This window comes from Varibaculum prostatecancerukia (assembly GCF_943169825.2).
Classification (GTDB): Bacteria; Actinomycetota; Actinomycetes; order Actinomycetales; family Actinomycetaceae; genus Varibaculum; species Varibaculum prostatecancerukia.
In genome coordinates, this window is the sequence record NZ_OW968402.1 from 2,090,303 (window position 1) to 2,117,165 (window position 26,863).

Annotated in this window: 27 protein-coding genes; 16 read left to right on the top strand and 11 right to left on the bottom strand. The window is 50.1% G+C overall.

The genetic code is table 11. The features are described from left to right. Window positions 1–8: 8 nt before the first annotated feature. On the top strand, window positions 9–641 hold the full coding sequence (locus tag KO216_RS09015) for an ABC transporter ATP-binding protein (protein ID WP_215523866.1): 633 nt from the start codon (window positions 9–11) through the stop codon (window positions 639–641). A 156-nt stretch (window positions 642–797) separates the two neighbouring features. Beyond that, entirely contained in the window at window positions 798–1,694 is an 897-nt protein-coding gene (locus tag KO216_RS09020; protein WP_215523867.1) for a PfkB family carbohydrate kinase, read from the top strand. Here KO216_RS09020 and KO216_RS09025 read toward each other — a convergent pair. The 3 genes from KO216_RS09025 to KO216_RS09035 all read right to left on the bottom strand — a co-directional run bounded on the left by KO216_RS09025 (window position 1,691) and on the right by KO216_RS09035 (window position 4,558). Continuing rightward, window positions 1,691–2,356: a nucleoside/nucleotide kinase family protein gene (locus tag KO216_RS09025; protein WP_215523868.1), complete on the bottom strand. Its 666-nt coding sequence runs from the start codon at window positions 2,354–2,356 to the stop codon at window positions 1,691–1,693. The two genes, KO216_RS09020 and KO216_RS09025, sit on opposite strands and share 4 nt — an antisense overlap. Window positions 2,357–2,563: 207 nt before the next feature. Next, window positions 2,564–3,739 (bottom strand): helix-turn-helix transcriptional regulator, encoded by a 1,176-nt coding sequence (locus tag KO216_RS09030; protein WP_215523869.1) that lies wholly within the window; start codon window positions 3,737–3,739, stop codon window positions 2,564–2,566. 231 nt (window positions 3,740–3,970) lie between these two features. Then, window positions 3,971–4,558, bottom strand: coding sequence for an FtsZ/tubulin family protein (locus KO216_RS09035; RefSeq protein ID WP_215523870.1), 588 nt, complete (start codon window positions 4,556–4,558; stop codon window positions 3,971–3,973). 210 nt (window positions 4,559–4,768) lie between these two features. Between KO216_RS09035 and KO216_RS09040 the strand changes: the two genes are divergently transcribed. From KO216_RS09040 to KO216_RS09055, 4 genes are all read left to right on the top strand, one after another. Then, the gene (locus tag KO216_RS09040) at window positions 4,769–5,515 is read left to right on the top strand and encodes a metallophosphoesterase (RefSeq protein WP_215523871.1); all 747 of its coding nucleotides are present in this window, start codon (window positions 4,769–4,771) and stop codon (window positions 5,513–5,515) included. A gap of 353 nt (window positions 5,516–5,868) precedes the next feature. Next, window positions 5,869–6,507, top strand: coding sequence for a hypothetical protein (locus KO216_RS09045; RefSeq protein WP_215523872.1), 639 nt, complete (start codon window positions 5,869–5,871; stop codon window positions 6,505–6,507). A gap of 179 nt (window positions 6,508–6,686) precedes the next feature. Further along, window positions 6,687–7,454, top strand: a complete 768-nt coding sequence (locus KO216_RS09050; RefSeq protein ID WP_215523873.1) for a class I SAM-dependent methyltransferase — start codon at window positions 6,687–6,689, stop codon at window positions 7,452–7,454. A gap of 154 nt (window positions 7,455–7,608) precedes the next feature. Then, complete coding sequence (locus KO216_RS09055; protein ID WP_251452031.1) at window positions 7,609–8,199, top strand: methyltransferase domain-containing protein; 591 nt, start codon at window positions 7,609–7,611, stop codon at window positions 8,197–8,199. Window positions 8,200–8,210: 11 nt separating this feature from the next. On the opposite strand, the gene KO216_RS09060 is transcribed toward KO216_RS09055, so the two are convergent. The 4 genes from KO216_RS09060 to KO216_RS09075 are packed head-to-tail and all read right to left on the bottom strand — an operon-like array spanning window position 8,211 to window position 12,125. Then, window positions 8,211–8,972 carry an ABC transporter ATP-binding protein gene (locus tag KO216_RS09060; RefSeq protein ID WP_215523875.1) on the bottom strand — a complete coding sequence of 254 codons (762 nt, stop codon included), beginning with the start codon at window positions 8,970–8,972 and terminating at the stop codon, window positions 8,211–8,213. 8 nt (window positions 8,973–8,980) lie between these two features. After that, window positions 8,981–9,970 (bottom strand): ABC transporter substrate-binding protein, encoded by a 990-nt coding sequence (locus KO216_RS09065; protein ID WP_215523876.1) that lies wholly within the window; start codon window positions 9,968–9,970, stop codon window positions 8,981–8,983. 14 nt (window positions 9,971–9,984) lie between these two features. Further along, on the bottom strand, window positions 9,985–11,004 hold the full coding sequence (locus KO216_RS09070) for a FecCD family ABC transporter permease (protein ID WP_215523877.1): 1,020 nt from the start codon (window positions 11,002–11,004) through the stop codon (window positions 9,985–9,987). A gap of 14 nt (window positions 11,005–11,018) precedes the next feature. Next, on the bottom strand, window positions 11,019–12,125 hold the full coding sequence (locus KO216_RS09075; protein ID WP_215523878.1) for a prolyl oligopeptidase family serine peptidase: 1,107 nt from the start codon (window positions 12,123–12,125) through the stop codon (window positions 11,019–11,021). A 430-nt stretch (window positions 12,126–12,555) separates the two neighbouring features. Between KO216_RS09075 and KO216_RS09080 the strand changes: the two genes are divergently transcribed. The 8 genes from KO216_RS09080 to KO216_RS09115 all read left to right on the top strand — a co-directional run bounded on the left by KO216_RS09080 (window position 12,556) and on the right by KO216_RS09115 (window position 22,883). Continuing rightward, window positions 12,556–14,781: a YcaO-like family protein gene (locus KO216_RS09080; protein ID WP_251452035.1), complete on the top strand. Its 2,226-nt coding sequence runs from the start codon at window positions 12,556–12,558 to the stop codon at window positions 14,779–14,781. Window positions 14,782–14,808: 27 nt separating this feature from the next. After that, window positions 14,809–16,626 (top strand): ABC transporter ATP-binding protein/permease, encoded by a 1,818-nt coding sequence (locus KO216_RS09085; RefSeq protein ID WP_215523879.1) that lies wholly within the window; start codon window positions 14,809–14,811, stop codon window positions 16,624–16,626. 1 nt (window position 16,627) lies between these two features. Continuing rightward, window positions 16,628–18,355, top strand: a complete 1,728-nt coding sequence (locus KO216_RS09090) for an ABC transporter ATP-binding protein (RefSeq protein WP_215523880.1) — start codon at window positions 16,628–16,630, stop codon at window positions 18,353–18,355. 1,093 nt (window positions 18,356–19,448) lie between these two features. After that, on the top strand, window positions 19,449–20,609 hold the full coding sequence (locus tag KO216_RS09095) for a tyrosine-type recombinase/integrase (RefSeq protein WP_215523881.1): 1,161 nt from the start codon (window positions 19,449–19,451) through the stop codon (window positions 20,607–20,609). Between the two features lie 92 nt (window positions 20,610–20,701). Further along, window positions 20,702–21,115 carry a hypothetical protein gene (locus KO216_RS09100; protein WP_215523882.1) on the top strand — a complete coding sequence of 138 codons (414 nt, stop codon included), beginning with the start codon at window positions 20,702–20,704 and terminating at the stop codon, window positions 21,113–21,115. A gap of 335 nt (window positions 21,116–21,450) precedes the next feature. Continuing rightward, the gene (locus KO216_RS09105) at window positions 21,451–21,606 is read left to right on the top strand and encodes a hypothetical protein (RefSeq protein WP_215522639.1); all 156 of its coding nucleotides are present in this window, start codon (window positions 21,451–21,453) and stop codon (window positions 21,604–21,606) included. Next, window positions 21,599–21,814, top strand: coding sequence for a helix-turn-helix transcriptional regulator (locus KO216_RS09110; protein WP_215523883.1), 216 nt, complete (start codon window positions 21,599–21,601; stop codon window positions 21,812–21,814). The genes KO216_RS09105 and KO216_RS09110 overlap by 8 nt, the downstream gene beginning before the upstream one ends. Before the next feature lie 19 nt (window positions 21,815–21,833). Further along, a complete protein-coding gene (locus KO216_RS09115) occupies window positions 21,834–22,883 on the top strand; it encodes a DNA cytosine methyltransferase (protein WP_215523884.1) in 1,050 nt (349 codons plus the stop codon). Here KO216_RS09115 and KO216_RS09120 read toward each other — a convergent pair. From KO216_RS09120 to KO216_RS09135, 4 genes are read right to left on the bottom strand one after another with little or no spacing between them, the layout of a single operon-like run. Next, window positions 22,866–23,582 (bottom strand): MAE_28990/MAE_18760 family HEPN-like nuclease, encoded by a 717-nt coding sequence (locus KO216_RS09120; protein WP_215523885.1) that lies wholly within the window; start codon window positions 23,580–23,582, stop codon window positions 22,866–22,868. The two genes, KO216_RS09115 and KO216_RS09120, sit on opposite strands and share 18 nt — an antisense overlap. Beyond that, window positions 23,582–24,652, bottom strand: a complete 1,071-nt coding sequence (locus KO216_RS09125) for a DUF262 domain-containing protein (protein WP_215523886.1) — start codon at window positions 24,650–24,652, stop codon at window positions 23,582–23,584. Before KO216_RS09125 ends, KO216_RS09120 begins: the two co-directional genes overlap by 1 nt. Before the next feature lie 14 nt (window positions 24,653–24,666). Then, window positions 24,667–25,062 (bottom strand): helix-turn-helix domain-containing protein, encoded by a 396-nt coding sequence (locus KO216_RS09130; RefSeq protein WP_215523887.1) that lies wholly within the window; start codon window positions 25,060–25,062, stop codon window positions 24,667–24,669. Window positions 25,063–25,101: 39 nt separating this feature from the next. Next, window positions 25,102–25,509: a helix-turn-helix transcriptional regulator gene (locus tag KO216_RS09135; RefSeq protein WP_215523888.1), complete on the bottom strand. Its 408-nt coding sequence runs from the start codon at window positions 25,507–25,509 to the stop codon at window positions 25,102–25,104. Window positions 25,510–25,655: 146 nt separating this feature from the next. Between KO216_RS09135 and KO216_RS09140 the strand changes: the two genes are divergently transcribed. Both KO216_RS09140 and KO216_RS09145 read left to right on the top strand, forming a co-directional pair. Next, window positions 25,656–26,117: a helix-turn-helix domain-containing protein gene (locus KO216_RS09140; RefSeq protein ID WP_215523889.1), complete on the top strand. Its 462-nt coding sequence runs from the start codon at window positions 25,656–25,658 to the stop codon at window positions 26,115–26,117. Next, complete coding sequence (locus KO216_RS09145) at window positions 26,114–26,467, top strand: hypothetical protein (protein ID WP_215523890.1); 354 nt, start codon at window positions 26,114–26,116, stop codon at window positions 26,465–26,467. Before KO216_RS09140 ends, KO216_RS09145 begins: the two co-directional genes overlap by 4 nt. The last annotated feature ends 396 nt before the right edge of the window (window positions 26,468–26,863 follow it).

Consider the following 26,863-nt stretch of genomic DNA (forward strand, 5'->3'; position numbering starts at 1 on the left):
GAAAGATTATGAGTATTTTGCAGTTAGACCACCTTGAATATGTGTATCCGGGAACCAGCACCCAGATCCTGTCGGACGTGTGCACCGAGTTCGAGACCGGGAAGTTCTATGCGATTGTAGGTGCCTCAGGAGCCGGCAAATCCACCCTGTTGAACCTGCTGGCCGGATTGGATAAACCCACCTCCGGGGCAGTGCGCTTTGATGGTACCGATATTGCGGAGACTGGCTATGCTCAGCACCGCAAAAAGCAGATTTCGCTGGTTTTCCAAAACTATAATCTGATTGATTATTTGACGCCACTAGAGAACTTGCGGCTGGTGAATGGGAAAGCCGGGATTGATACTTTGACCCAGCTGGGGCTGTCTGAAAAGGAGGCGCGGCGCAGCGTTATGGCGCTTTCGGGGGGTCAGCAGCAGCGGGTAGCTATCGGCAGGGCGCTAGTGTCGGGGGCTCCGATTATTTTGGCGGATGAACCTACTGGGAACCTGGATGAGGATACCGCCCGCGAAGTAATCGAGATCTTGCAGCGGGCCGCTCATGAACAGGGCAAATGCGTGATCGTGGTGACCCATTCGCGCCAACTTGCCCGCAGCGCCGACGTTACGTTACGCCTAAATCGCCGCAAGCTAGTGGTGGCTTAATCTCCCAATAGTCCCGCGTAAGCGTGCCGGAGCTTCGCGGTATACCGAAACCTGGAAAACAATGCTGTTAAAGTTACGAAGGAGCAAGACTTTACTATTGGGTTAAGAGCGCTAGCTGCGAAAAGAAACACGCTGCACGCGAGGAAGTGATCAAAAGTGACGAAGGGGTTATTTGTAGGTCTCGCAACGCTCGATGTGATCCAGTTAGTGGAAAAGCTCCCGGCAGAAAATGAAAAAATCAGAGCCCTCGATTTCGCGTTTGCCGCAGGGGGACCTGCCACGAATGCTGCGGTGGCTTTCGCACACGGATATTCACAGTTAGGACAAGGCTTAGAAAATAGCGACGATGCGGTTCTAGTAACCCGGATATCAAATGATCGCATTGGTGACCTGATTCGCGAAGACCTCGAAAAACAGCATGTCTGCGTTAAGGCATCCGCACTACCTGGAAACACGTCCTCGACCGTGGCCACAATTTTAGTAACTAAATCAACTGGCGATAGAGCGGTAGTATCTGCTACTGACCAGCGAAAGATCGCCCCTGCTGTTAGCGCGATTGCTATCGAGGTCGAGGATTTCAACATTGTGGAAACCGATGGTTACGAAACCGATCTCACCCTAGAGGTACTAAAGCGTGCCCAAAATGCAGGAGTAACCACGGTTTTAGATGGAGGGAGCGTTAAAAGCTATACCCAGGAACTTTTACCTTTTATCGATGTTGCCATTGTTTCGGAGCCATTTGCCGCAGGTCGCAGCTCCAGCAAACTTTTCGACTATCTAGCAAAATTTGGGGTCAAATATTCAGCGATTACTCGAGGTAGCAAAGAGATCCTCTATTCGGCGGATGGAGTTACCGGAACAGTGAAACCCCGCCAGACAACAGCCGTAGACACTCTTGGTGCCGGGGACTTCTTCCATGGAGGTTTCGTAAAAGCCCTGGGCAGGCAAGAGCTTACTGTTGATACTTTCTTAGATGCGCTTTCCAAAGCGAGCCGGATCGCGGCTTTATCGATTCAATCCTTCGGCACCCGTAATTGGTTGGAAGGAAACTAGCTTTTTTCTGCCGAAATATCGAAAAGTAATCTGATTAGCGCGTCTGCCTCGGACTTGGTTGTTTCAACAATATCTTTATTGGGAGAATCAACTTCATTTACCCATTTGACCGCGAGTTTTCGAGAGCGTCCCCCAGCCATTTGCCTGTCAATAAGTCTATCTTTCAGTAAAGAAGTATCAGTATCTAAATACCAGAGGATATCTAGCATTTCTTTAACATATTCCCAACCGCCATTATTTGCGGCCAGATAATTCCCTTCAGTGACAACAACCTGAGTGTCTGGCTTGATCTCGATAGCAGCCGCAATCGGCTCGTGCAGCGAGCGCGAGTAGGTAGGGGCAAAGAGCGAATAGTTTACCTTTGCCCGCAACCGTTGCAGCAAGTCTAGGTATCCGTTCACATCAAAGGTTTCGGGCGCACCTTTACGATCTAGAAGCTGCTTTTGCCGCAATATCTCATTTGAAAAATGAAATCCATCCATAGGCAAATATGCACTAGGAATGTTTAAAACCTCCGCTAAATAATCAACGAGTTTTTGCGTTAACGTGGATTTCCCAGAGCCGGGAGGACCCGCTATACCGACAATATTGCGACCTGGGCGTAACTGACGGCACAACTCTCGTGCGAGACTATCCAAGCATTCAAATTCGTAAATCTTCACTCAATATCCTCCTAAAATAAATTTTACTGCTTTGGTTGCCGCCCGAAAGTGGAGTTAGTTCGCTCAACGCATTTTTGGGGATTAGAATAGTCGGACTTAGCTAACTTTGTATAGCAACGAACGTAGTGTCTATCAAAGAATCTTGGATCATCCGGGTGTTTTTCTATACAGGAGGACGCAAAGCCATAGCGGATCACCACATCAAGATTACTTATTTTTCTTCTGGTATTTCCGTAAGGTTTCTTCCAATGTTTTAGTGATTTCTTCCCGCAGCTCCGGCGGGGAAAGCACTTCTACAGAACCGGCATACTGCAATGCCCACCACACCATGGCATTTGGTTGAGCCCTCACATGTACTCGGTAGCAGTCACTGTCACCATCGGGCACAACCTGTGCATCTGGGAACCAAGAAAAAGTGCCGTCAAGCCCGCCGGTTACCCTATATATGACGTCAACCGCCTGCCCGCTAAAAAAGTAAGGTCGCTCATTTACGTACCTAACGAAATCAAAATCTTCGCTATCCACGCTGTCCGCAGTGCCCTCTAAAATCTTGATATCGCTGATCCTATCGATAACGAAATGAAATATCCGGGTATTTTCGTTCGGGTGCGGATCTTCGCCCGCAAGCAGGTAGTAGTCCCCTCTTTTAAAAACCGTGGTGTAGGGATAGAACTCGTACTTTTTCCCGGATTCTTTCAAAACAGCCTGGTCTCTGAGCCTGCTAGATTCTGATCGCTGTTTTTTTCCCCGTCGAGATCGCTGATTCGGAGACCAGTATTTCCCTGGCGCCTGGCGCCCCTCTGCCTCTGGCCGCAACGCCACGTGGCTATAGGAGAAGCGAATTTTGTACCCCCCACTCACAGCGCTATCAAGCTCAAGCAGAGTAGCTGGCACCCCGCTGAACATGGGGCGATCTGGGAAAAGTATTTGCCCGCTTTCGAGGTGTTCTGGCTTTACACCCGCCAGTGATGCCAGTAGGCTGCGCAAGTCGGCGACATCATCCGGGTAAAATCGTGACATCTGCAGCGCATCGGCAAGCACTCGCATTTGGGCAGGGCTAATAATGGCGGTGGCAAACCAGTCGGTGCGCCTTCCCCCTGGAGGCACCGGGATTTCGTCCTTTAAATCCTTGAACTGTTGAACCCGAATTCCGAACGGCAACCGGTCCTCCCAAGACCCAAGGTGACTCAGATATTCGCGCGCGGTTCTCTCCGAGATTTCAGGAGGGTTCCATTCCAGATCCCCGCTGGCGAAGTCTTGGGCCAGGCTGAGCGCCGTCACTCCCTGATCAGGACTGGTATTTTCCAGCAAATACTTTAAAATAGCGAGCGCGTAACCGCGTTGCGTCTTTGCCTGAGACTTTTTGGATTCGCTGTTACCCATAGACCAAGGCTAGTTCATTCCCGCTAAAACCGGAAGAGTTTTTCCGTATTACCCGCAGGATTCTTCTGGTTTGCCGGCCGCCGATTACGGGAGACAAAAAATAGGTGCTTTCCAGATAGGTGCCCTAGGGTTTGCGAAGACCTGCCAGCGGCATCGGAATATGAGCCTAGCCGCGACAAACAGCCAACTAACGCAGTAGCTGGGAAAAAAGTTTAAGTAGGACTAAACTGCCTAGATCAGTTCGGCCACCTTAACGGCAAGCTCTTCATCAATTTTTCCATAAACCTGATCTAAGGAAGCACCCAAATCTGCCTTAGCCAGCAGTTCTTCTCCAGATACGGTCACGACTTGATCCGCAAATTTTGAAAGTTCTGCATGTGCCGCTGCCGCTTTCTGGGCACGTTTTTCACCCTCGAAAGGAATGGGCATGGACACCACGGCAGAAACCTTGGCTCCCAATTCTTTGCCGATTTCGGCTACAAAAGGTGCCGCGCTAGAGCCGGTAAATCCCCCCATCCCTGCGAGTACTACGATAGCGCTGGTGCCGTTGAGCGCATCGCGAATCTCACCCGCATGCAAGCTAAGGACTTCTTGCCAGCGATCATCGTCAACCTCGGAATCTCCCTCAATATCGAGGCTGGTTAACGCAATCTTTTCTTGAGCCTGCGCCTGATCTAGGCTGTCCTGCGGCCGATTCAGGGCAATGGTTCGCACCGAGGTTCCCGTTGCCGCGACTTCCTTCGCAAACTTGTGAGTGAAAACGTCGAGAACGGTAGTACCCATTCCCCCGATGCCAACAACTGCGGTTACCTTGCCCATGACTCCTCCAAAAAGCTAGCTGCGACTAATGTTTTCCTAGCTTACAAACTCCGGAAATAATACGGCAGATTTCTTCCGTTTTACTGTTTTTGACTTACCATTAAGTAGTACCCAGTCCCCATAGCCTGATAGCAGGAAATCTCTTGTTCGTCACCGCAAAAACCGCGAACAGTATTAGTTTCCCAGTAAAATAGCACCAAGGAGAAAACCATGTTTTACGCGATGAGTGACATACATGGATACTTGGACGCCCTGGAAGCAGCGCTGAAGCGTATTCCCGATTTGGAGGCAACCCTAACTGGCGACCCCGAATCACACAGGCTGATTTTTCTTGGTGATTATGTTGATCAAGGGCCCCATAGCCGCGAAGTATTACAACGCATTTACGACCTACAAACTACCTACCCAGACAATGTAGTGGTCATCAAGGGGAATCATGACGAATGGCTTATCGACTTCCTGACTACCCGGGACTGCCTGGCGACAACCACCTATATCCCCGAGACTCTACTGAGCTTTTTAGACGGGGTAGACCGCGAAGCGGTAAAAACCGAACTCGCAGACAGGGATCCCGAGACAGCCCTGCAGGCGATCCGCGACCAGATTCACGCCCAATATCCTCAGCTGGTGCGCTGGCTGAAAAACTTGCCGAGCTATTGGAAAACCCCAACCCAGGTGTTTGTTCACGCCGGAATCGACGAGGACGCGCAGGAATACTGGGAGCTGGGAACTTCCGAAGACATCATGCTAAACAAATTCCCCGCCACTACCGGACCGTTCCTGATAGATATTATTGCCGGTCACATCGGAACCTACGCTTTAGCAAGTGACCAAAATTTCCATGACATCTACTTTGACGGATTCTCGCATTACTTTATCGACGGCACCGTCGGAGTATCCGTCCGCATCCCAGTTCTAACCTATGACCCCACTACCGGCCGCTACGGATCGGTCTAGCAGACCCGACGGCATAAGAATCCGAAATCTCCAGTGCCAGCAACACTTCGTGTTGCGCCAACGAAGTGGAGCTAGCGGGACTCGGCGGTGCTACGCACCAGCAAGGATTTTCGGAGCTGTTCTGGGGATACACAGCCTCCGAGAATTAATCCCACCTACATTCCCACTCGAATAGTGAAGCGTCTGTAAGTCTTGGGGTGGCTGGTCTGGGATTGGCTGGCAGGATTGGTATTGGCCGATACCGATTTCGAGAAGACTCGCGCAATAACACCGCACGTCGTGTTCAACCAATACGGGGCGAACAGTCAGCAAATTGGTTCAGTCGGCACACTTAACATTGGCAGGAGGTTGTGATGCCAGAAGGACAGATCGCACCCGTAGAGCCAGCGCCGCCAAACGCAATGGTTCTCAATCAGCTCGGGTCAAACGGTATTCAGATTGCTCACGCAGGTACCATCAACGCCCCTATCCACATCATGGTGCCAACACCCCTCGGGACTGCGGGAACACCTGCCATCCAGGTTGCTTTAAGTAGCGACTACTACCAGCTGATCGTAACTCCAGATTTTGCTCCGAACGCCCGATCGGTCCCTATGGATCATCAGCGCGCCTTGATTGAAAACATGTGCCCCACAAATCGCGAGCAGCTGAACAAACTCGACAAAGACGTCATTGAGATGCTGAAGACCTACCCCGCGCTCATCATGAACGAGAACGACGACTTTTGTAAGGCCAGCACGGAGCAGGTCGCTTATTTTGCTGCGGTCACGAACATCCGCAACGGTGTACGCGGAATCAAAATTGAATACGTCCCGTTAACAGAAATCCCGCAACAACGCATCAACGACCTCCTCGAAGAACTTGACCTATCCGGCAACGACAAATTCAACGAGCTCAACCGCACCCACTGGGCCGTCAAGAACGTCAATCTCATCTATGAACTAGCCAAAGCTGGAATTAGCGTACTAGCTCCAACCTTCGTCCAAAGCTAGGCTCAGCACGAGACAGCGCGAACTAGATAGACGTTCGCGCGATGCGTCCCCTAACTTAGGCTAACTACTGAGGGCGCGCACCCATCTGGTGACCTCCTGTGAGTCTGGTCAGAATGTGGCGAAAGATACATCAGCTATAGTATGCTTAGGTAAGGCTAACCTAATCTACTGGAGGTGTAATGCTGAATCCTAAAATCGATTTAGATGGAATGAACAAGTACATCTACGACAGCGAATGGTCAGACTTATGGCAGACCTATTTTTCTGAGCGTCCAACTACGCAAGCGACTGCCGACTTCCTAGCTTCTTTAATTCCTGGGGGTCGAGCCTTGGAGATCGGAATCGGCAGTGGCCGTGTAGCAATTCCACTAGCTGCACGCGGCGTCAAAGTCACCGGAATTGACACTTCTGTTCACATGCTTAAATATCTTGAAAAAAATGATACCGAATGCTCAGTTGAAGCAATTCAAGGCGACGCTCAAAGTTTCGACTTAGCTACCAAAGATTTCGATCTTGTATATTTTGTTTCCTGGGGACTGCACATGTTACTGACCGATGAGGCTCAACAGGCTTGTTTCGATAGGGCATCTCTTCATTTGAAGAAGGGAGGCTATTTTGTCATCGAACTAATGTGTTCAGAAGGCTATCCTTTCGGTGACTCAGACATTAAAGCACTTAAAATTGATAAAGGTTCGGTTATTGCTGCAGGTGAAATACATAATCCTACACAGCGTCTACTATTGAATGCTTATCTTATTTTTAACGATGGGGAAGCGCCCAGAGTTCACACTTCGGCATCACATTACTGTACTGCTGATCAGTTGGACATAATGGCGTCTAATAGCGGACTAGAACTATATCACGCTTACGAGTCATGGGATAGAGCTCCGATTATTGAGGATTCACCTACGATGATTCGAGTTTACCGGAAGTGCCGCGATGACTAACCAAGCATTTCCTCCAAGATCAGGGCTAGACGTGTCCATGGTTGATACAGAGATAGAAGTCCAGAATGGATATTGGACATTCTCTAATGGAGTCGCAAATTCTTTTGTAAGTCACGTCCGCAAATCTGTGCCTTTGTACGACGAGGGACATTTCATGGCAGCCGAGTTGGCCAGTTGCTTTTTGCTTCCAAAAGGAAAAGCCTACGAGCTCGGTGTTTCCACTGGTGAACTCATTAAAAAGCTAGCCCGTCATAATCCTCGAACACGATCGGTAAAATGGATAGGTCTCGACTGCGAGAGCGAAATGATTGCAAAAGCTCGCGAACACTGTGCCGGGATAGACAATATTGAGTTGATAGAAGCGAACTTAGAAGACTTTGAGTTTGATAAATGCGATTTTGTCGTTGATTTTCTAACAACACAGTTTTTGAATCGCTCCGCGAAACGTGCATTATTTAGGAAAATATACGAAAGCCTGCGAGAGGGCGGAGCATTTTTTACGTACTCGAAAATACTTCAGCAGGATGCCTTTTTTCAAGAACTTGCACTGCTACTTTACTCACGATTTAAAACCTTTAACGGGTTGAGTGCCGAACAGGTCGTAACAAAATCTGAAAGTGTTTACGGTGTTATTAAACCCGAATCTACCGTTTCCATGATTGAATTGTTGCACGATGTAGGATTTGAGAAAGTAACTCCCGCTATTAGATACATAAATTTCGAGGGGTTCTTAGCGGTAAAGTGATTACGAGCTGTTCATCGGAAGATGAACTGTTTAATTTCCCCATCGTACACTTCGATGGCTTCTACTCCGTAGACATCAGAGATCAGTTCTGTAGACAGTGTGTTTGCCGGACAACCCTGGCAAGCTATTGAGCCATGCTTCATGACGATAACTTCGTCGCAGTATCGTGCCACAAGGTTCAGGTCGTGCAGGACAATGACTGCTGTAGGTGCGACTTCACGTACGAGAGCAAGAACCTGATGCTGGTATTTCACATCTAGGTGATTAGTTGGTTCATCCAGAAGCATACATGGACATTGTTGAGTTAAAGCTCTAGCGATTAGGACACGTTGGCGTTCCCCGCCTGAAAGTGTTGTGAAATACCTGTTTTTGACATTACTCATACCGACTCTTTGTAGTGCTTGGCTGGCAAGTTCATAGTCGGTATCTGAGTAGCCTTGGAAATCGGTGCGGTGAGGAGCTCGTCCCAAAAGGACGAACTCCTCCACACGCATCCGGTCAGTGTCATGCTCAAATTGCGATACCACAGATATTTTCTTGCCAATCTGCGATGCTCGCATTTTATGTAATGGTTTTCCTTCGAGTGCAATTGTTCCTGTGCTAAGGGGTTGCGCTCCAAATAGGGAGCGCAGTAGTGTTGTTTTCCCTGAGCCGTTGGGTCCTGCTATACCGAGAATATTTCCAGGCTTTACTTGAAATGAAATCTGGTTAATGGCTGTGTAGGAGCCAAATTTTACGGTTGCTTCTGTCACAGTCAAAGGAAAATCGTTCACGGTTTCTCCTATTTGCGGATTTGATCTGCGAGTTCAATGGTGCCGTATAGTGCTGTGGGCGAAGCATAGGCAATTGCAGACTCAGCAAAGAAAATCTGGTTGTTCTTCACAGCCTTCATGTCTTTGTATCCAGGGATTTTCTCCAAACGCGCCATGGTTGATTCTTTAGTTGCCCCGCCCATTCCCAGGAGGACGATAATCATATCTGGGTCGGACTTGACAAAAGCTTCTTCCGCAATTGGGCCTTGATGGGGATGATAGTTTGGATCGATAGCAGACTTTAGATCCAAAGTTTTTGAAATTTCTCCCATGACCCCTTTGGTTCCGTAACTGTAGAGTCCTTCGTCTTCACCGTAGTAGTAGGCGTAAGAGACGCTGCGACCTTGTCCTGGCTTTTCTTTAGCTATTTGGTCTATTTTGGATTTAAGATCATCAGTTGTTTGCTTGGCTTTTTCTTGTGTTCCTAACAAGTTCCCAATTGTCGTTATTTCACCTAGAATCGCATTGAATGACTCATTTTCTTTTTGATCAGGGTAGAAGTAGTGACATTCTGGTGCGTCAACGATTGCGGGAATTTTCTTTTCTAGTACTGCATCTGGGGATAGCCCGCCTGATTCAAAACCTCCGCCATATACTAAGTCTGGCTTTTTGGAGATAAGAGCTTCCATGGAAATTGGTTCTTGGATTGCCTCAATTTTATCAACCTTACCAGCCATCCAGGCCGCAGGTTCTTCACCCCATTCGTTTGCTCGCAAAATCACCTTGTCTTCTGCCCCTGCTGCAGCAAGGTATGCAAGTCCAGTGACGCCAAGTGAGACAACCCTTGATGGACTGGTAGCAAAAGTCTGTTCTTTGCCGCAGTTAGTCACTGTAATCCCTTTGGACTGATTTGACGATGATGATGTCTGACCTGACGGCGCTGATGAGCATGCAGATAACCCCATAGCCAGGCATACAACCGAGGTCATCAGTGTAGTCAGTTTTTTACTTTGTCGCATTGTTTCTCCTTTGGTTATTGTGCGTTCTTCTTGATTAAAGCCATCAACATCGGCGTGCCCACTAAGGCCGTGAGGATTCCGATGGGTAGTTCTGCTGGACGAATAATTAGACGGGCACACAAATCTGCCACGACAACGAGAAGTCCGCCAGAAAACATAGCCACGGGTAGCGTATTTCTAGTAGTTGATCCAACAAGCAATCTGGCAAGATGAGGAATGACTAACCCAATAAACCCGATTGCTCCAGTTATCGAGACGAGAACTGCAACAGTAAAAGCTATGATTGAAATGAGTAAAGCCCGGTAAATGCGAGGGTTTGTACCCAAGGATCTTGCACAATCGTCCCCGAGATTTAGCACATCAACGCGACGCCCCATAAGAAAGAACAATACGAAGGCAAGTGTTGTACAAATGGTCGCTATCCATACGTCATTCCATGATGCTGAGGTGAGCGAACCGAGCATCCAGAACACAACAGACTTTGCCCCAGCAGCGTTTTTGGCCGTTACCGTGATTAGACTCGTGAGCGCTGAGAAAAAATAGTTAACAGCCATACCAGCGAAAATAATCCGTGCTGGAGTGATACGCCCTCCAGCACTAGCAAGGAAACCGACACAAACCATAGCAAGAAGCGCTCCGAGAAAAGCCCCAACTGTGACACCAAGTGAAGCAAGAAATACGTGAGAACTTCCTAAAACAATGACAAGAGCAGCTCCAGTTGATGCTCCAGATGAGATACCTAAAATGTAAGGGTCACCCAATGGATTCCTCAATAGTGACTGGGTGATAAGCCCACACATAGCCAGCCCAGCTCCTGTTGCAAATCCCAGCAAAACACGCGGCAAACGAATTTCCGTGATAACTTGTTGATCCGCTCCGTCAACAGTGCCACCCAACATGTCATGAATAGCCTGTACTACCAAAGAAACTGAAATATCAGTAGCGCCAAAAGAAATGCCAAACACTATGCAGACGCAGACCAATGCAAGAAGTGCGATTAAGAGCAGAGAACGTTGTAGCCGAGTACCTAACACTTTATCTCACTTCCTCAACGCGCATGAGAACCTGCGAGGGCAGGCTCGCAGAACAGCTTGTTCGTTTTACCTGCCTGCGTGGTGAGATAGTCCCAAAACTGATCAGAATGCTCTTGTCGAACTTGACTAGATACGGCACCTTGATGTGTTCCTGGTGACGAATAACGGTAGTAGGTTACTGCGGCTAGGTTTGCTCGGAGTTTTTCAACTAGCAAATCGGCGTGAGAGACAGGTGTCACCTCATCGTCTACGTAAGCTGAGATGAACCAAGCGGTGTCTTTTAAAGAACCGTTGATCGAAACTGCGATCGGATCTTCTTTTTTCATAAATGCTTCCCAATCTGACACTCTGGAATCGCCATATTCGGTAATCCATTTATGGCTGAGATCGTCGATATGAATATTGCGCGTATTTGCTATGGGTACTCGGCACAAGTAATTGCTTGCAAGGCTGGGAGAATGCATTGCAGTAGATGCAACAACAAGTGCTCCATGAGACATACCATGTAAGAATGTTTGCTGTGGTGTGCAGACTTTTTGATCCTGTAGGGTGTGGATAGCGCTCTCAACGTCATAACGCACTAGCGCACGTCCCTGAAGGCGTGCTTGCTCATGCCAAGCAGTTCCATACTCTGCACCGCCTCGGGTATGGATGAGCGCTATATTGAATCCTTGGTCAAGCCATCGGCTTGCAATCTGTGAGGAAAAGAAACTTGTGTTGGATTTACCAAACCCTCCATAGACATGAACAAATGTAGGGCTACATTGCTCAAGCTCGCCATAACAGTCAACTGGGATACGTGTCCCGTCAGTAGATACCGAGTTGATGCGGCGGTGTTTCACGCTTACGGAAAAAGGATATGGTGTGGATGAAATCTCGGTTAAGCTGCCATCTGCCTCAATAGCGAATTGCACTTCCGGGAGCAGGAAAGACGACACCCTCATGACCCAGCCATGTATCGAATCTTCCACGGGTTCGATAGAGCAACCTGGCGGGAAGAACTCCCCAGCTTGATAGGTTCGCACGCCACGGTCGTCTAGGATCGCAATCGCGCAGTTAGCGTCAATCCATCCCCCATATATTTCCCGTTTTTTCTCTCGAATCCGCCAAGAGACAAACATGGTAAAACCGTGCGACACCCGGATGGACCCACGTACCCGAACTGGTCCGACCACGCGCGGACTAGTTCGGGTACGTGTTGCATCAGGTTGTTTGCTGGAGTCGTTTCGGTTCTTCATCTAAGTGAGGTTGTTCGGGAGTAACTTCTGTCATATCATGTACTTAGGGTAGCCTACCCTAAGTACATGATTAGAGGCAAGTCTGTCTCTCACTCCACAACCAGAAAGGAGGCGATGATGGAAAATCTCGTCATTGTCGAAGTTCAAGAGGAATCCACCGACCAAATCACGGTTCCTCACTGCCATCACGCTCGGACTACGAGCACCATCGCGTGGTCGTAACCGCATAAGGCCTGGCGCTGGCGTTGGTCATCTCGCCACTGGTGCGAGATGCCAGCGTCAGACCAGCTATGAAATCAATTGAAAGACTGGAATGGAAAGCCAACTGCTCGGTATTTGTGCCGAACTAAGAGTTTTAGATCAATCTCGAACCCTGTTAACCTGCGCCGATGGGACTCAGCTTATACTTCAAGCTGATGCTGTATCCCTCGCTGAAGTTTTCGATAAAGCAAAAGGACGCTGTACAAGTGAAGTTCTCGGAACTCCTTTGTACTCAGCGCTCGCTAAACACACTTCACTGAAAAAACCACCGACAGCAGCAAGCAAAATGACCGTACCGAAAGCACATGGTCCGATAGACGTTCTCGTTTGCGGAGATGAGTCATTCGGAAAGGCTCTAGTGCTCGCACTACTGAACAAAGGGGTTAAATGTGCCTATTCGGATCGAAATCCCAGAGAATGCTCCTATGAGGTGTTTCATGGGGGTTTTCTAGTCGTATGCAGATCCACTCAATCGCGGATGCTGTTCGATTCCGAATTGCAGGCACTCAACGAATCAAATGTATCTTGGATCCCCATCGATTATGAAGGGTGTTCACTTCGAGTAGGACCAGTCGTTGTCGAAGGTCGCGGCGCGAACTACAGCGACTGCCTGGCACGGGAACGCGCAAACTCTATAAACGAGGAGGTTTTTGCCGCGTCCTTGCAACCTGCATTACGTGGGCGCTTTCTCGAATTTATCACGCAGTCTCCTACGTTGATAGAAGAATGTGCCGAATTGGTTAGCCATATCTGCTCTGATGAACAAGTCGATCAAAATCAGAGTTCCGTTTTTGATACCGTCTGGGAAGTTAAACCGAACTCCGATCTCCTCATCCATCCCGTACTTCCAATCAATTTTGTTAATCCGCCGGATAAACTGAGACCAGTTCATCCCCCCACGTTTCTTGTAGACCGACTCTATGGTGTCGTAAGAGAATTAACTACGGTTAGACATTCGTCCCTCATGCCTCCGACTTTGGTAACAACACAGGCTCGAACTACTGATTTATCAAAAATGTCTGGTTACGTTAATACCGTGTTTTGTCAAGGCTCAAGTGTTGCGCCTTCGCAAGTGAGCGAAAATGAGATCGAGATTGTTCGTGACCAGAACTTTTACGCTGCGATTGGAGAGTCGGTGGAACGATACTGTTCTAATCTAATTGATCTCAAACCAGTACAATACGCCAGTTATAACGAACTAATCAGACGTGGGTTTCCGGCGTTGGACCCTCGCGAACTGGTGCTTTTCTCATCAAAGCAGTATGAAACCACCGGGTTTCCCTTCCAACCTCTGACTGCCGATGTGAGAATTGGCTGGGTCGAAGGACGATATTTAGATGATGACAGTGCAGTCTATGTCCCAGCATCGCTTGTTTATGTCAACTGGCATATACGGCAAAATCGGCATCAGCCGCGTATTAATTTTCCGGCGTTTGCAGGTGTGGCTGCCGGGATAACCGAAGAACAAGCTATCCTTTCTGGTTTGAGCGAGGTAATAGAACGGCATGCCACTATGGTGTGGTGGCTTAATAAACAGCCACTGCCACACGTTAGACTTAGCCAGGCACAGCTTTCGTTATTCGAAGGGGCTCAAGAAAATCTGCGCCCGGCGCTGATTCATTTAGATAACACGTTCAATGTTCCTGTGGCGGCAGGTGTAGTTCATAACGACACATCCAAGCTGGTTCACGTTGGGTTTTCCTGTCGGTCCACGTTAGCCGAAGCCGCATTGAAAGCGTGGAGTGAGGCGCTCACTCTCCAAGAAGGAGCGCACGACTTGAAAAACCCCAACGGTATTCACTGGTCGGCTATACGAGACGGACTGTTACCAGGACGATCCTATAAGGCATGGCGTGAGGACAGGCGCTACTTAGACGACTTTCGTCCAGATCTCAAAGATGTTGATGATTTATTAGTCCAGCAGGAAGTTTTTCTTGACCCAAGAGCGGTAGATCGCGTTGCACCCTTGCTTGATGTTACGCCAGCAAGAGATCCTCAGACAGTAAATGAACTGCCGGATTCTTCCTTGAAGACATATTTAGAGATAGTTCGCAATCGCGGCAAACGTGTCATTGTAGTTGACATTACTTCACCAGATGCAGCATCGTGCGGATTGAAAGTCATTAGGACGCTGGTACCGGGAACTGTTGGCAACACGCCAGCTGCATTCCCTTATCTTGGTAACGGCGTTGTGGTCAATGAGGCCGTCACACTGGGGTGGCGTGAAAAGCCTCTGGACGAAGAATGCATTAATAATTTCCCGATGCCGCACGCTTAGACGTGGTGTCGTTATAGAAGGAGAAGGATGTTTACCCAACAACGACGCGTTATGGCAGCGGCAGGGCTGACGGTATGGCTGTTGATTCCGCCTATTGTGATAGGAATGGTTGTGTCTGCCCTGTACGTGGCAGCTGCCTGGTTGAACGCAAGCCTGTTTACCGAACTGCTGGGGCTGCGACGCTTTTCAGTGATTGTCCCCCTTATCGCCGTGATTGCCGTTTTGCTTGTAGTACGGCCTTTAATTGATGTGTGCGGCCAGTTAGTACAAAATCGGGCGGGTTTGGTGGTGAAGGGCAATCTTCGCCGTTCGTTGCTCAAAGAACTGGATCGTCAAGGTCCGATGCGGGTGGGGCTTGGCCGCTCAGGGAATCTTCAGTCTGTTATCACTGACGGTGTGGAAGCTATCGAGCCTTATTTTGTCAAGTATTTCACCCAGTTGGCTGTCACGGCTATGACGGCTTTGGTTTTGACTATTACCTTGGCCCGCGTGAGCGTGTGGATAGCGCTCGTGTTGCTGGTCTGCGGCGTTGCCGTAGTAGCGATTCCCAGATTATGGGATAAAGCATTGGCTGAACGCGGGCAGTCCCATTGGGCTGCGTATGAGACATTAAATGCCGATTTCATTGACGCAATGATGGGCATGGCTACTTTGAAGTCATTTGGCGCTGCCGATTCCTATGGCGACAGGTTAAATCGGCAGTCTCGTGAGCTGTTGACCTCTACCTTGGGTCAGCTTCGTCTTTCCTTGGGCGAGACAGGGTTGAGTGGGATGATGAAAGTACTTGGCCCTGCATTAGCTTTGCTCATAGCGATTGCCCAGGTGCGCACCGGCAGTATGGAACTTGGGCAATTGTTCTTTGTAACGTTGCTATCCGTTGAAATGTTCCGGCCGTTTAACCAGCTTTCATCGTGTTGGCATGAGTCATTTTTCGGTATCTCAGCTTTGCCGTCAATGAATGAGCTTTTCACCCGGATCCCGCCAGACGATAAGGAGTCTGACCAGCCTGAGCACGGTCAGGTAATTGAGACAGTATCTAACCCTAGTTTGGGGATAGTTTTTGATAACGTCACCTACACATATTTGGGAAGCAGCAAGCCGGCGATTGAGCAGATGAGCTTCGATATTGAAACGGGTAAAACGACATCGATTGTGGGATTGTCTGGGTCTGGTAAATCAACTGCATTGGGGCTGCTGATTGGCTATGATCAGCCTGCCAATGGCGATATCAAGGTGTTTGGGTTACAGCCATCGGTTGATGAGGTAACCAAGCTGGTGACCCTTGTTCCGCAAGAGCCGATTATTTTCCCCGGCACTATCCGCGAGATTTTACTGAGTGCCAATCCTCAGGCTAGTGAGGCCGACATGATGAAGGCTTTGACTATTGCTCACGCAGATAACTTACACGTCGAATGTGATGGCGACTTAGACGACAATCGTTTGGCAGAGCAGCGACCTTCGCATTGCCTTCGCTCGGATTCGGTTGCTGACAGTGTTTTGGATGTAGAGATTTTTGAACATGCGAAAAACCTGTCGGGTGGACAAAAACAGCGTCTCGCTATCGCAAGAGCGTTAATTCGCGGTACACAGATTTTGATTTTGGACGAATCAACATCAGCGCTTGATACCTATACAGAGCATCAACTGCTAAGTGAATTGAGAGCTGCCTATCCTGAACTAACTCTTGTGGTGGTGACGCACCGGATAGATACGGCAGCGAAATCTGACAAAGTCGTGGTTTTGGCGCATCGTCAGGTGAGCTGTACAGGTGCCCCTAGTGAATTAGCGAAAGATCCTGGCTCGGCATGGTCTGAGCTAGTAGCGGCACAGAAAGGAGAAAACTAGTATGGCTCAGACTCTTTCGCACATGGTGCGGTTGATGCGCAGACTGCGTGAATGCCTGCCGTTGTTTGTAGCTTCTACCGTTGTGACAGCGTTGGCTCAGATCACTCTGGTTGGGGTTACCGTGACATCGGTGTGGATCTCAACCCAGTTCCTAAGAGATGTGAATACCCAGATATCCGGTCTAGTCGGACTTTTATTAGGCCTGGTTGCGGCTCATGGGTTGACAACTTTACTTGAAGTGTGGTGGTCGCATGAGGTTGCTTACCGGATTTTGCATACATTCCGGGTTCACATTTACCAAGCAATTAAGCGAATCGCTCCGGTCGGCTTAGCTGGTAGGCGCACCGGTGATGTGGCCTCAGCAGCTATGGATGATGCTGAGAAACTTGAATGGTTTTATGCCCATACCGCCTCAACCATTATTTGCGCAATTGTTAGCCCATCGATTTTCATTGCATTTTTATGCTGGCTAATCGGTCCAGTTGGGTTGGTTATGGTGTTCCCAGTGGTAACCATGATCAGCCTGCCTCTTTTGCTGTTACCTATTCAGCAAAAGCAAGGGAGCGCACTAAGGCATGCTCTGGTTGATTTGCGGATCGCTGTGCTCGATTCAATCCAGGGGCAACGAGAGTTACGTTCTCTAGGAATGGTCGCCAAGCAGCATACTATTATTGACGGTTTGACGCGGCGAGTACAGCAAGTAATGAACCGTCAGGCTCTGCGACGGGCTTGGGAAGGGGCATATGCCGGAATCTCGACGTCTGCTTGTTCGACGCTTCTGTTGATTATTCTCACCGGTCGAGTACTCGATGGAGAGCTTGATGGTGCCTTGTTGCCAGTTGCTGTTGTTTTGGCAGGGATGAGCACTGCGCCAGCTCTTACTCTGGTTGGAATGCTGGGTAAGTTTGGGGAACTCGGTGCCTGTGCTGGGCGGATTAATGAGATTTTTGATGCTAAAGACCCTATCCCGAGCGAGCCGATTGAGGTTGAGGAACACTCTGGTGAGGCAGGGTCACTGGTAGCGTCGGAAGTGTCTTTCGCTTATGAGGATCACACGGTGCTAAAAGACGTTTCTGTTGCCGTGCGCCCAGAATGCTCGATAGCGATTGTTGGAGCCTCAGGTGCCGGTAAAACCACATTCGCTAATCTGGTAATGCGTTTCCTTGATCCTGACCAGGGGGTAATGCGATTTGACGGGGTTGATCTGCGTGGCCGCCAGCCTGATACCTACCGGCAAGAGCTGGCGCTGATCCCTCAGGATTGTCATATTTTCGCTGGATCTATCCGTAATAATCTGGCGCTGGCTCGCCCTGAAGCCAGCGATGACGACATGTGGCAGGCACTCCAAGCGGCACAAATTGGGAATCTTGTTGAATCTCTGGGTGGTTTAGATGCTCGAGTTGGTGATCGAGGAGCAACCTTATCTGGAGGAGAGCGGCAACGGATTGGTATCGCTAGAGCAATTTTGCGTAACCCTGAGTTGTTGATTCTTGATGAACCATTGGCGAATATCGACCCGTTCCTCGAAGCTCAAATCGCGGCTCACGTGAAGCAGTTACGTTCGGGACGTGCCACGATAGTCATCGCTCACCGGCTTGCTTCTATCCGAATTGCTGACAGCATCGTGGTTCTTGATGCTGGAAAGATTGTTGCTCACGGGACTCACGACGAGCTGATCAGTAATGATGTTTACCGCAAACTGTTAGGAGATCAGATACCGGCAAAGTAGTTGAAAACGCTAGGGCAAGAATAGGGGTCTTGTTCTAGCGTTTCAAAAGAAATGAGGGGTGAGAGGTGCATTTGTGTGCAATTCTCATCCCCTTTTTTCCTGATTAGGGCTACGCACAGCAATGATAGCGCAAGATTGATGACACCGAAGACGAATACCGTTCAGAGCGTAACTGGCTAATATCTCAACAGCGTGCGCGATACCTCTCAACTCCCGTGAAACAAGACGTGAATTCTTCACCGTCAACTAGAAAGTCGAGCGACTACAACCAACGTAGTTCTACAACCACGCCCCTTGCCCACACACCGGGCACGAAGAAATATTCATCCCCATACAATGCCCGGCCCAATTTCAATGCAGACTTTCCCGCGCTACAAAGCCGCAAAACCCCGCTCATAGCAACATTTTCTGTCCGACCTTCAAGTTACCCCAACCAACTTGAACCACGAGCTTTCCCCACCACACCAACGAAAAGCCCCCACAAAAGCAACAAGAATGTCCTATAACCCGCAACCACCGACGAAAAGCCTAAACAATTTGACGAGCGCCGATACTTTTTGACGGAGTGCCATACGTTTTGACGCCCTCGGAGTCGTGACACTCGAGATCGCCTTCCTGACCCCAGATTCGACACTCAGGAGACCCCTAACCACCATCTCCTGCACCCACTCAGCAGGCCAACCCTTCCCCACAAACCCACTCTGACAAGCCAAACCACCGCCCATCCGGGCACAACAAAAGGACGCTCACTTTGTATCAAAATGAGCGTCCTAGTGGTGGAGCTAGCGGGACTCGGCGGTGCTACGCACCAGCAAGGGTTTTCGGAGCACAGCCTCCGAAAACCACTGGCGCGGGCGAACGCTCAACCCGCGTTCGCTACCTCCCCGCGCCAGCCCTCACGGGTTCGAATCCCCTTAGCTCCACAAACCGCCCCGGCCAACCCCGCGTTGGTCGGGGCTTTTTCTTATTTTAACCTCCCTAACCTGCGCTGATAGCCCGCTGGCGGGGTGGAAACCGAAAGGCACGGACGGACAAAGAAAGACAAAAAAGGACTAAAACGGGTAGAATCTAGTGGTACTTAAGTGGTACTCGAGTGGGACTCGTTTTGGTGGTGATGATCTTGAGCAAGCGGCGTGGCTTTGGTTCGGTAAAGACTCGGGAGCTGAAATCGGGCGCGCGCTCGTACCTGGCTTCTTTTATTAACCCGGATACGGGTAAAAGAGTTTCGCGTTCTTTCCGCTCGAAGATGGAAGCGAACGCTTGGCTAGGGGAGCGGCGCCGCGATATCCGTTCTGGGGAGTTCCGCTCCCCAGATGATCATAACGAGTTGGTTACTTTCGCTCACGCCACCCAAGAACATTTACAGCGCCTAAAGACCGCTGGACGTAAAGGCTCTACCCTCTATACCTATTCCTCGAAGCTGCGCTACCCCCTGGACAAACTAGGGGATAAGGATTTAGGGGAGCTTTCCTGTAACGATATCGAAGCCTATTGCCTGCAGACCTCTAAGGATCTAAAGCCGGGCGCAGCCGCTAACGCCTTGAACGTAACCCGCGCGGTACTGCGATGGGCAGCAAAACGCGGATACATGGACGCCTCTGAGCTGAACCGGGTTACCTGGCCAGTATTCGACCCAGTAAAAGACCCCGAGCGCCGCCAAGTAGCAACCCCCGAGGAAGTCAAGGAACTGGCGGCTGAGATGCCTGAGCGGCTACGCCTAGCAGTCCTACTGGGCGCCTGGTGCTCTATGCGCATGGGGGAGGTTTGCGGCCTGCAGCGCGGCGATTTCACTAACCTAGATAACCCAGCGCTGGCAACGGTGCGTATTGTTCGGCAGACCAATTCGAAAATGGGCGGGGCTTTAACAGACCTGAAAACCAAAGCGGGGCGCCGCGAGATATCTATTCCGCCCGCCCTCGTCCCGGTAATCAAACAACACCTGTCCACCTGGGTGGCAAAAGACCCCACGGCTCCCGTATTCCCCAGAACCACCGACCCGGCTACGCCGGTACATCACAACACGATTCGTAGCGCATTCGAGCGCGCTCGCGAACAGCTAGGCATGGAATGGTTCGTGTTCCACGATCTGCGCCATACCGGGCTTACGATTTTTGCCCAGCAGGGCGCAACGCTCGCGGAACTGCTCGAGCGCGGCGGGCATGTGGATGTGGAGGTTGCGCTGCATTATCAGCACGCAACCATGGAGCGTGACCGGGCGCTAACTGCCCGCATGGATTCGCGTATAGAGGTTTAGGTGTGGTGAAGGCGCCTGCGCTGTTTGCTGGGTATTCTAGGGATTAGCGACAAGATGTAATAAGGCGTGACGCTATGAAGTAAGGAGAGGAAGTGGCAGGCAATGGCGAGCGGTGGCATTTTCCCAATGAGGCAGACGCTGAGGGTGAACATCTTCCCAACCTACGGTCTGGAGAACTGGAACAGGGAGATAGACCAAGCGGCGATGCAGTCGCGGGAGCGGCTGGAAGCGACCTACAGCCAAGCGCGGGCACAGTCAGCGCTTCAGCAGCTTCTATTGAATCGCTTGAAAATATTGCAGGAGAAGCGCTGATGCAGGATCTTAAGAAGGGAGCGGCGCGTCTGGGGATTTTCTCGGTGTTCGACCTGAGGGGCAAACACACTTACGCAGCGTTTCAAAATCTTCTCCCAGCTCCCCGGGTGGTGTCACCATTGTCGATGTGGAACCGGGCGGCGAGCATGAGCCAGAGCGCCAATAGATCACTCAGCAAACTTAATAGAAGTTAGGCGTAGCCGATTTCTAAAAATTTAGGGAAATATGTGGGTAAATACTGTTACTAGTAGATGGATATCATGTTATACTTAAAGGGTGTTCAGGAGAACACGTTGATTGATAACTAAAAAGGGGTGATGCCTATGAGGCTAGCCGATTGGGTGATGTCAGCCTTAATGCTTGCAAGCCTAACCCTGCAAGGGGTGGCGATATGGCAGCAGCGCAAACCACAAAAACGCGGTAAGCACCGCAAGGGCTGACAAACAAAGGTGAGGGGTTCAAAATAATCGAACTATCTTGAACCCCTCACCGCCTAGCATCTCATGACTTACCCCTGGAAAGGAATATTATGGTGACCCGAAACATGACCGTATCGGCGCTCTCGCTGCTGATAATCGCTCTAGCAACACGGATAACCGGTTTACGCTGGTACACCTGGCTATTCATAGCAGCATGGATAGCCCTTACCGCCATCGGATACCGGCAGGACAAAGCCCGTGACTAAACAACCAAAACGCTACCTATCCGCGCTGGACGTGGCAGAAAGAATCGGGATAAAACGCGGAACCCTGTACTCTTACCGCGCAAAGAATATGCTCCCACCCCCGGATGTGATCGTTGGAACCACTACTAACGCTACTCACGGCTGGCTACCCAAAACGATAGATGACTGGAACGCTGCTCGCCCGTCCCGCTCGCGGACAAGTCAATGAAAGATAGTAGAGTCTGAGTATGGCAAGAACAATCGCAGCAATAGACCTGTTCTGCGGGGCAGGGGGACTTAGCTTAGGGCTAAGACAATCCGGTATTAACGTTCTTGCCGGTTATGACCTAGATCCGGCTTGCCGTTACCCCTACTCCCATAACATTAACGCCGATTTCTTCCTCTCTGATGTCAAAGACGTCTCAGGAAACCATCTACAACAACTCTGGAACAAGCACCCTCAAGATGTCAGACTACTCGCGGGTTGTGCTCCTTGTCAGCCCTTTTCGACTATGCGTAAGCGTGGGCAGGGAGGCAGCTCTGACCCGCGTTGGCGATTGTTGGAAGAGTTTGAGCGTCTCGCGTTAGAGACGTTACCAGAGTTTGTGACTATGGAGAATGTTCCAGGTCTGAGCGCCTCGCCTGTGTTCTCTGCGTTTATTGCTGGGCTGGAAAAGGCGGGCTATCACGTTTCTTACAGCGTTATTGACTTGCGTAGGCTTGGTTTGGCGCAATCTCGGCGGCGTCTGGTCTTGATGGCTTCTCGCCTTGGAGCTGTATCTGTTCCAGAGGGTGACTTAGAACAGGGAAACTACACAAGTGTTGCGGATGTAATCGGAGGTTTAACCCCTATTGATGCAGGGGGTACTGATGGTCATGACCCCTTGCATCGGTCAGCGCGTTTGTCTGCGCTTAATTTGCGTCGTATCCAGGCTTCAATCCCGGGAGGTACTTGGAGGGATTGGGAAGATAAAAAGCTATTGGCTGCCTGTCATAAGAAGAGTTCGGGGAAATTTTATGCGAGCGTGTATGGGCGAATGCGTTGGGATGAACCGGCTCCCACTATTACTACGCAGTTTTTTAATTACGGGACTGGAAGGTTTGGGCATCCCTCGCAAGATCGGGCTTTGAGTTTACGGGAGGGTGCGTTGCTTCAGGGCTTTCCGCAGGGGTACAGTTTTGCTCCCGGAGAGATGGCGGCAACGGATCAGATAGGGCGCCTTATTGGAAATGCGGTTCCCCCGGTACTGGGCAAGGCGGTTGGTGAGGCTTTTCAGGCGTCACTGCTTGCTGTTTAGGTATTCTTGGTTCTCTAGGTAATCGTTGAATATGTCCAATATTGCGTACAGGTATTCATCGATGATTCTAAAAGTGTCATTTAGATCCTTTTCGGTGCGGTTAGCTCCTAGTTCTTTGAAGCTTACTTCGCCGTGTGTTAATCGATTGCGGTCATTTTTTAGTCCCGTAAGGCATTCCTGTGCGTGGGTGAGCGCTTTTTGTTCTGTGTAGTGTTCGTGGATTTTCTTATCAAATTTTAAACCCAGATGGTTACAGATTTTATCGATTGCTTCGTGGTCTATATTTCCGCTGTCCTTCATTAGGAATTTGACGTATTTTGCAGGTGGGAAGCTGCTTTCCGGGGGGATAGCTTCGCCATCCAGATAGGCCGATAGGCGTTGAATCTTTGTGGTGAACTTAGCCAGATGTTTTAGCTTGGGCATGGAATCTGCTGTTTGTGCGGCTAGAAAGCGGCGTTGTATCGATTGGTTGAGGTTCTCGGTGCGGACTTGATCCTTTTTAACTTTACGGATTACAGCTCTAAGTGCTTCCGTTATTGTGGCTTCAATCCAGGTGTATTCCATGACCAGGGTTGCTGCCCGCTGAGTAACCAGTGGTTGGGGGTTAGGGGGTGTTGTCTTGCCAAGTTTGGTGATTATATCGAGAGCCTCGCTTATTTCGTTTCTGCGTTCGTGAAACACGTTATACGCGATTTCCATTAGGCATCACTGCCTAGGAGGAAGTCCTTAACTGTATTAATCCTTCCTAGAAGTCTTGATTTAGCGTTGGCTCCATCGGCGCGCACGACTTCCTTGAACTGGCGGCTTTCCAAGAAGTCTGCAATATCTTGTGAATCTCGGATTATTTCTCTGCCTGAGTTTAATGCCAGGGCGCTGCCAATTGCTATCGCTTCGAACCTGCTATTGGGGGTGAAGTTTCCGTCAGGTTTTCGCCTAAACCCATACGGGAACGCCTGGTCTATATACTCCATAGTGTTTGTGAAGGTTTCCCGCATCTGCTTTTCTATATCTGGGTTCTTCGTCAAAGCGAGGTTCATGCGTTCTGTGTAGGTGTATATGAAATCTTGTACTCGGTCGCGATAATCGGATAAGTCGTATTGGAACGCGAAGAATCTTGCTACCAACTCTTCACGGCGCCCCTGATTGGCTAATCTTTTCGACATTGGAGACATGGAAACCAAAGGTTCTGTTTGCGCAAGCTCTTGAACTAAGGACTGGAACGGGCCGCTCAAAGCGCCTTTACGAACTTCAGGAGGCTTGGCTACCTCAGCAGAGGTGTTAATACGGTCGAACAGATCCGCAAGTGTCTCCGAATCCCCATCCTCCAAAATAATGCTACGCAGCGAATAGTTCTTGAGCTTGCGCTGCCTGGGCACAGACAGAGAACTAAAGCGCAACCCCTCGCCCGCCGTAATAACTTTCATAGGACCAAGAACTAACTGGTCATGTAGAAAATCCCGAATAGTACGCAAACGCTGCGAACCATCAACAATTTCCAACAACCCAGTTTCTCTGTCCAAAGATAAGAACAAGAACGGAACCGGAATCCCTAACAACAACGACTCTATAAACCGAGTTTTCGTACTATCATCCCAAATATCCTTTCGTTGATAATCCGGGATAACAATCTCTCCGTTCTCTAACTTGTCCGAGTAATACTCCAGCGTGTACTCCGAAACATAGTAAGAAAGACGAGATTCTCCCTCGATGATCTGTTGTTCTACTTCTTCTAGCTGCTGGTTTTCTACCGAATCCTTAACCATTACCATTCCAATCTCTTAAATCACGCGAAGGGCTCTAGTTCTTCCAAGTCCTCGCTGACTTTCCTGCTCTTACCGCGACCAAAATCAGGGCGCGCAACATTATCGACACCCGAAACATCCCCCGAAGCCGCGCCATCCGACCCCGGAGCACTCGCGGACGGGGTAGCCCCGGCTATTAGCGCTTCTGCTTGTGTTATTACTGCGCTGGCAGTGGTGGCTACGCATTCGGCAAGTTTCGCGATTTCACCTACCGATGCCGCACGTTCCCCGCGAAGAATAATCCCTACCCGGTTCTGACTAATCCCCGTAGCCGTAGCTAACCTTTGCTGGCTAAGCCCCTTCTTCTTCGCTCGCTCTCGCAGTAGCGCACTGCACGCCTTGTCTAGGCCGTCTACGGGTTTAGGTTTACGAGCCATAGCGCCAATCCTCAACCATTACCATTCCAATCACTCAAATCACGCAAAGGGCTCTAGTTCTTCCAAGTCCTCACGGGCAACCCTGCTGTTACTGCGACCAAAATCAAGCCGCGCAACATTCCCAACACCAAAAGCACCCGCTCCCTGCCTGGCTCCCGAACCACTTACTCCCGGAGCGCTCGCGGACGGAGCAGATCCAGATATTCGTGCTTCTGCCTCTGCTACCACTTGGGACGGACGCAAAGATAGCGCAGTTGCCATACGCACAATCTCGTCAACGTTAATCGTTGGCCCCTCGTTGCGAAAAATGATTCCTACTCGGTTCAAAGACATTCCAGCAGCTTTAGCTATCGCCCGATAGGACAATCCCATGAGGCTGGTCTGTTCTTGCAACACTGCAGCAACGCTTCGACCTAGATCTTCAACAGGTTTTTTCCGGGCAGACATACGGTAATCATACTAAAAACGGGGACACGACCCGCCGCTAACTTGACAACGTACCGAAGTCGGTTCATTATGGGGTCATGAACAAGTTGAACCGAAGCCGGTACAAGGGGTTTGAGGTCGTTCTTTCAGGTGAAATAAGGGCAGAAATGGCTCGACAAAATAAAACGGTCAGTTCCTTAGCCGATGAAATGAAATATCGTCGCGCAACACTCTCTGCCAAACTCAACAATCACACCCCCTTCTCCGGAGCAGAACTCGGAAAAATAGCCCAATGCTTAAATATAACAGCTTCCGAACTCATGCGCCGCGCAGAAGAAGCAGTCGCTCCCGCCTGCCCTACCGCTTCCAGCTTGCGCCACCCGCAGCACCCCGAAACCTCCCCCGAAGCCGCCCCATCCGACCCCGGAGCACTCGCGGATGAGGCTGAGGCGGGTATGTGGCAGGCGGTGCTGGATCACAAGGCGCGTTGCGCTGCTTGTGACACGCTGCTGCAGGCGCAAACGCATCTAACCGAGTTAGCGCTTACCGAGGAGGAGCGTTATCTTCAGCATCTTCGCCGTCTGGCTCGCGCCGATGCTACTTCAAGGACTATGGAGTACGCATCATGAGTGACCAATGTTTTGTCTACTGCCTTGACTGCAGGCAATTCTATACCGGAACGTGCGATGAAAAGGGTATTTATCAGCGTGATTTAGACGCAGAGCACAGGGGTCATTCGGTGCATGTTTTCGGTGATCCTTACACCTATCAAGAACCGATTTGCAGCACGCTTATCACTTTGATGCGCGGTGGCGAAGTACCAAAGCTGCTAGTGACGTTTACCCATGCGGCTATCAAACTGGGTTATTTAGATGATGCGCTGCGAATCTCGAGGGAAGAGGGAATCCAGGCGCAAAAAGCTAGAGCCCGCGCGGCTGAAAGCAGCAGGTTCGCGAGGCGGTACCGCCATGGGGTCTAAGCATTGCTCATATTCTTCCTCCCTGGCAGGGACGGGCTTCCAAAACAATATCCCTGCCGGGGAGGGCTCAACTTCTATTTATTCAAAGGAGAACTCGTAAATGATTCGCAACCAGTTTAGCGGCGAGACCGCTAAGGATTTCGCTAGGGAATTGCAAGACCTTTACCATGCGGGGCGGGCTTTAAGTGATATTTCAGCTCCGATAGAGCTGGAGAATTACTCTAACGCCACGATCTACTCCTGGCTGCAGTCCGTATCGGCGGCGATGGCATTTTTTACCCTCGCGGCGGGCCCCGTTTATCGGCGGATTGGAAACTCTGAGATTCCTTCCGGGGTGATTAAACAAGCAGCAGAGTTCTTTGGCGGTGATGCTCATGATTCTTCCTCCCCAGTAGG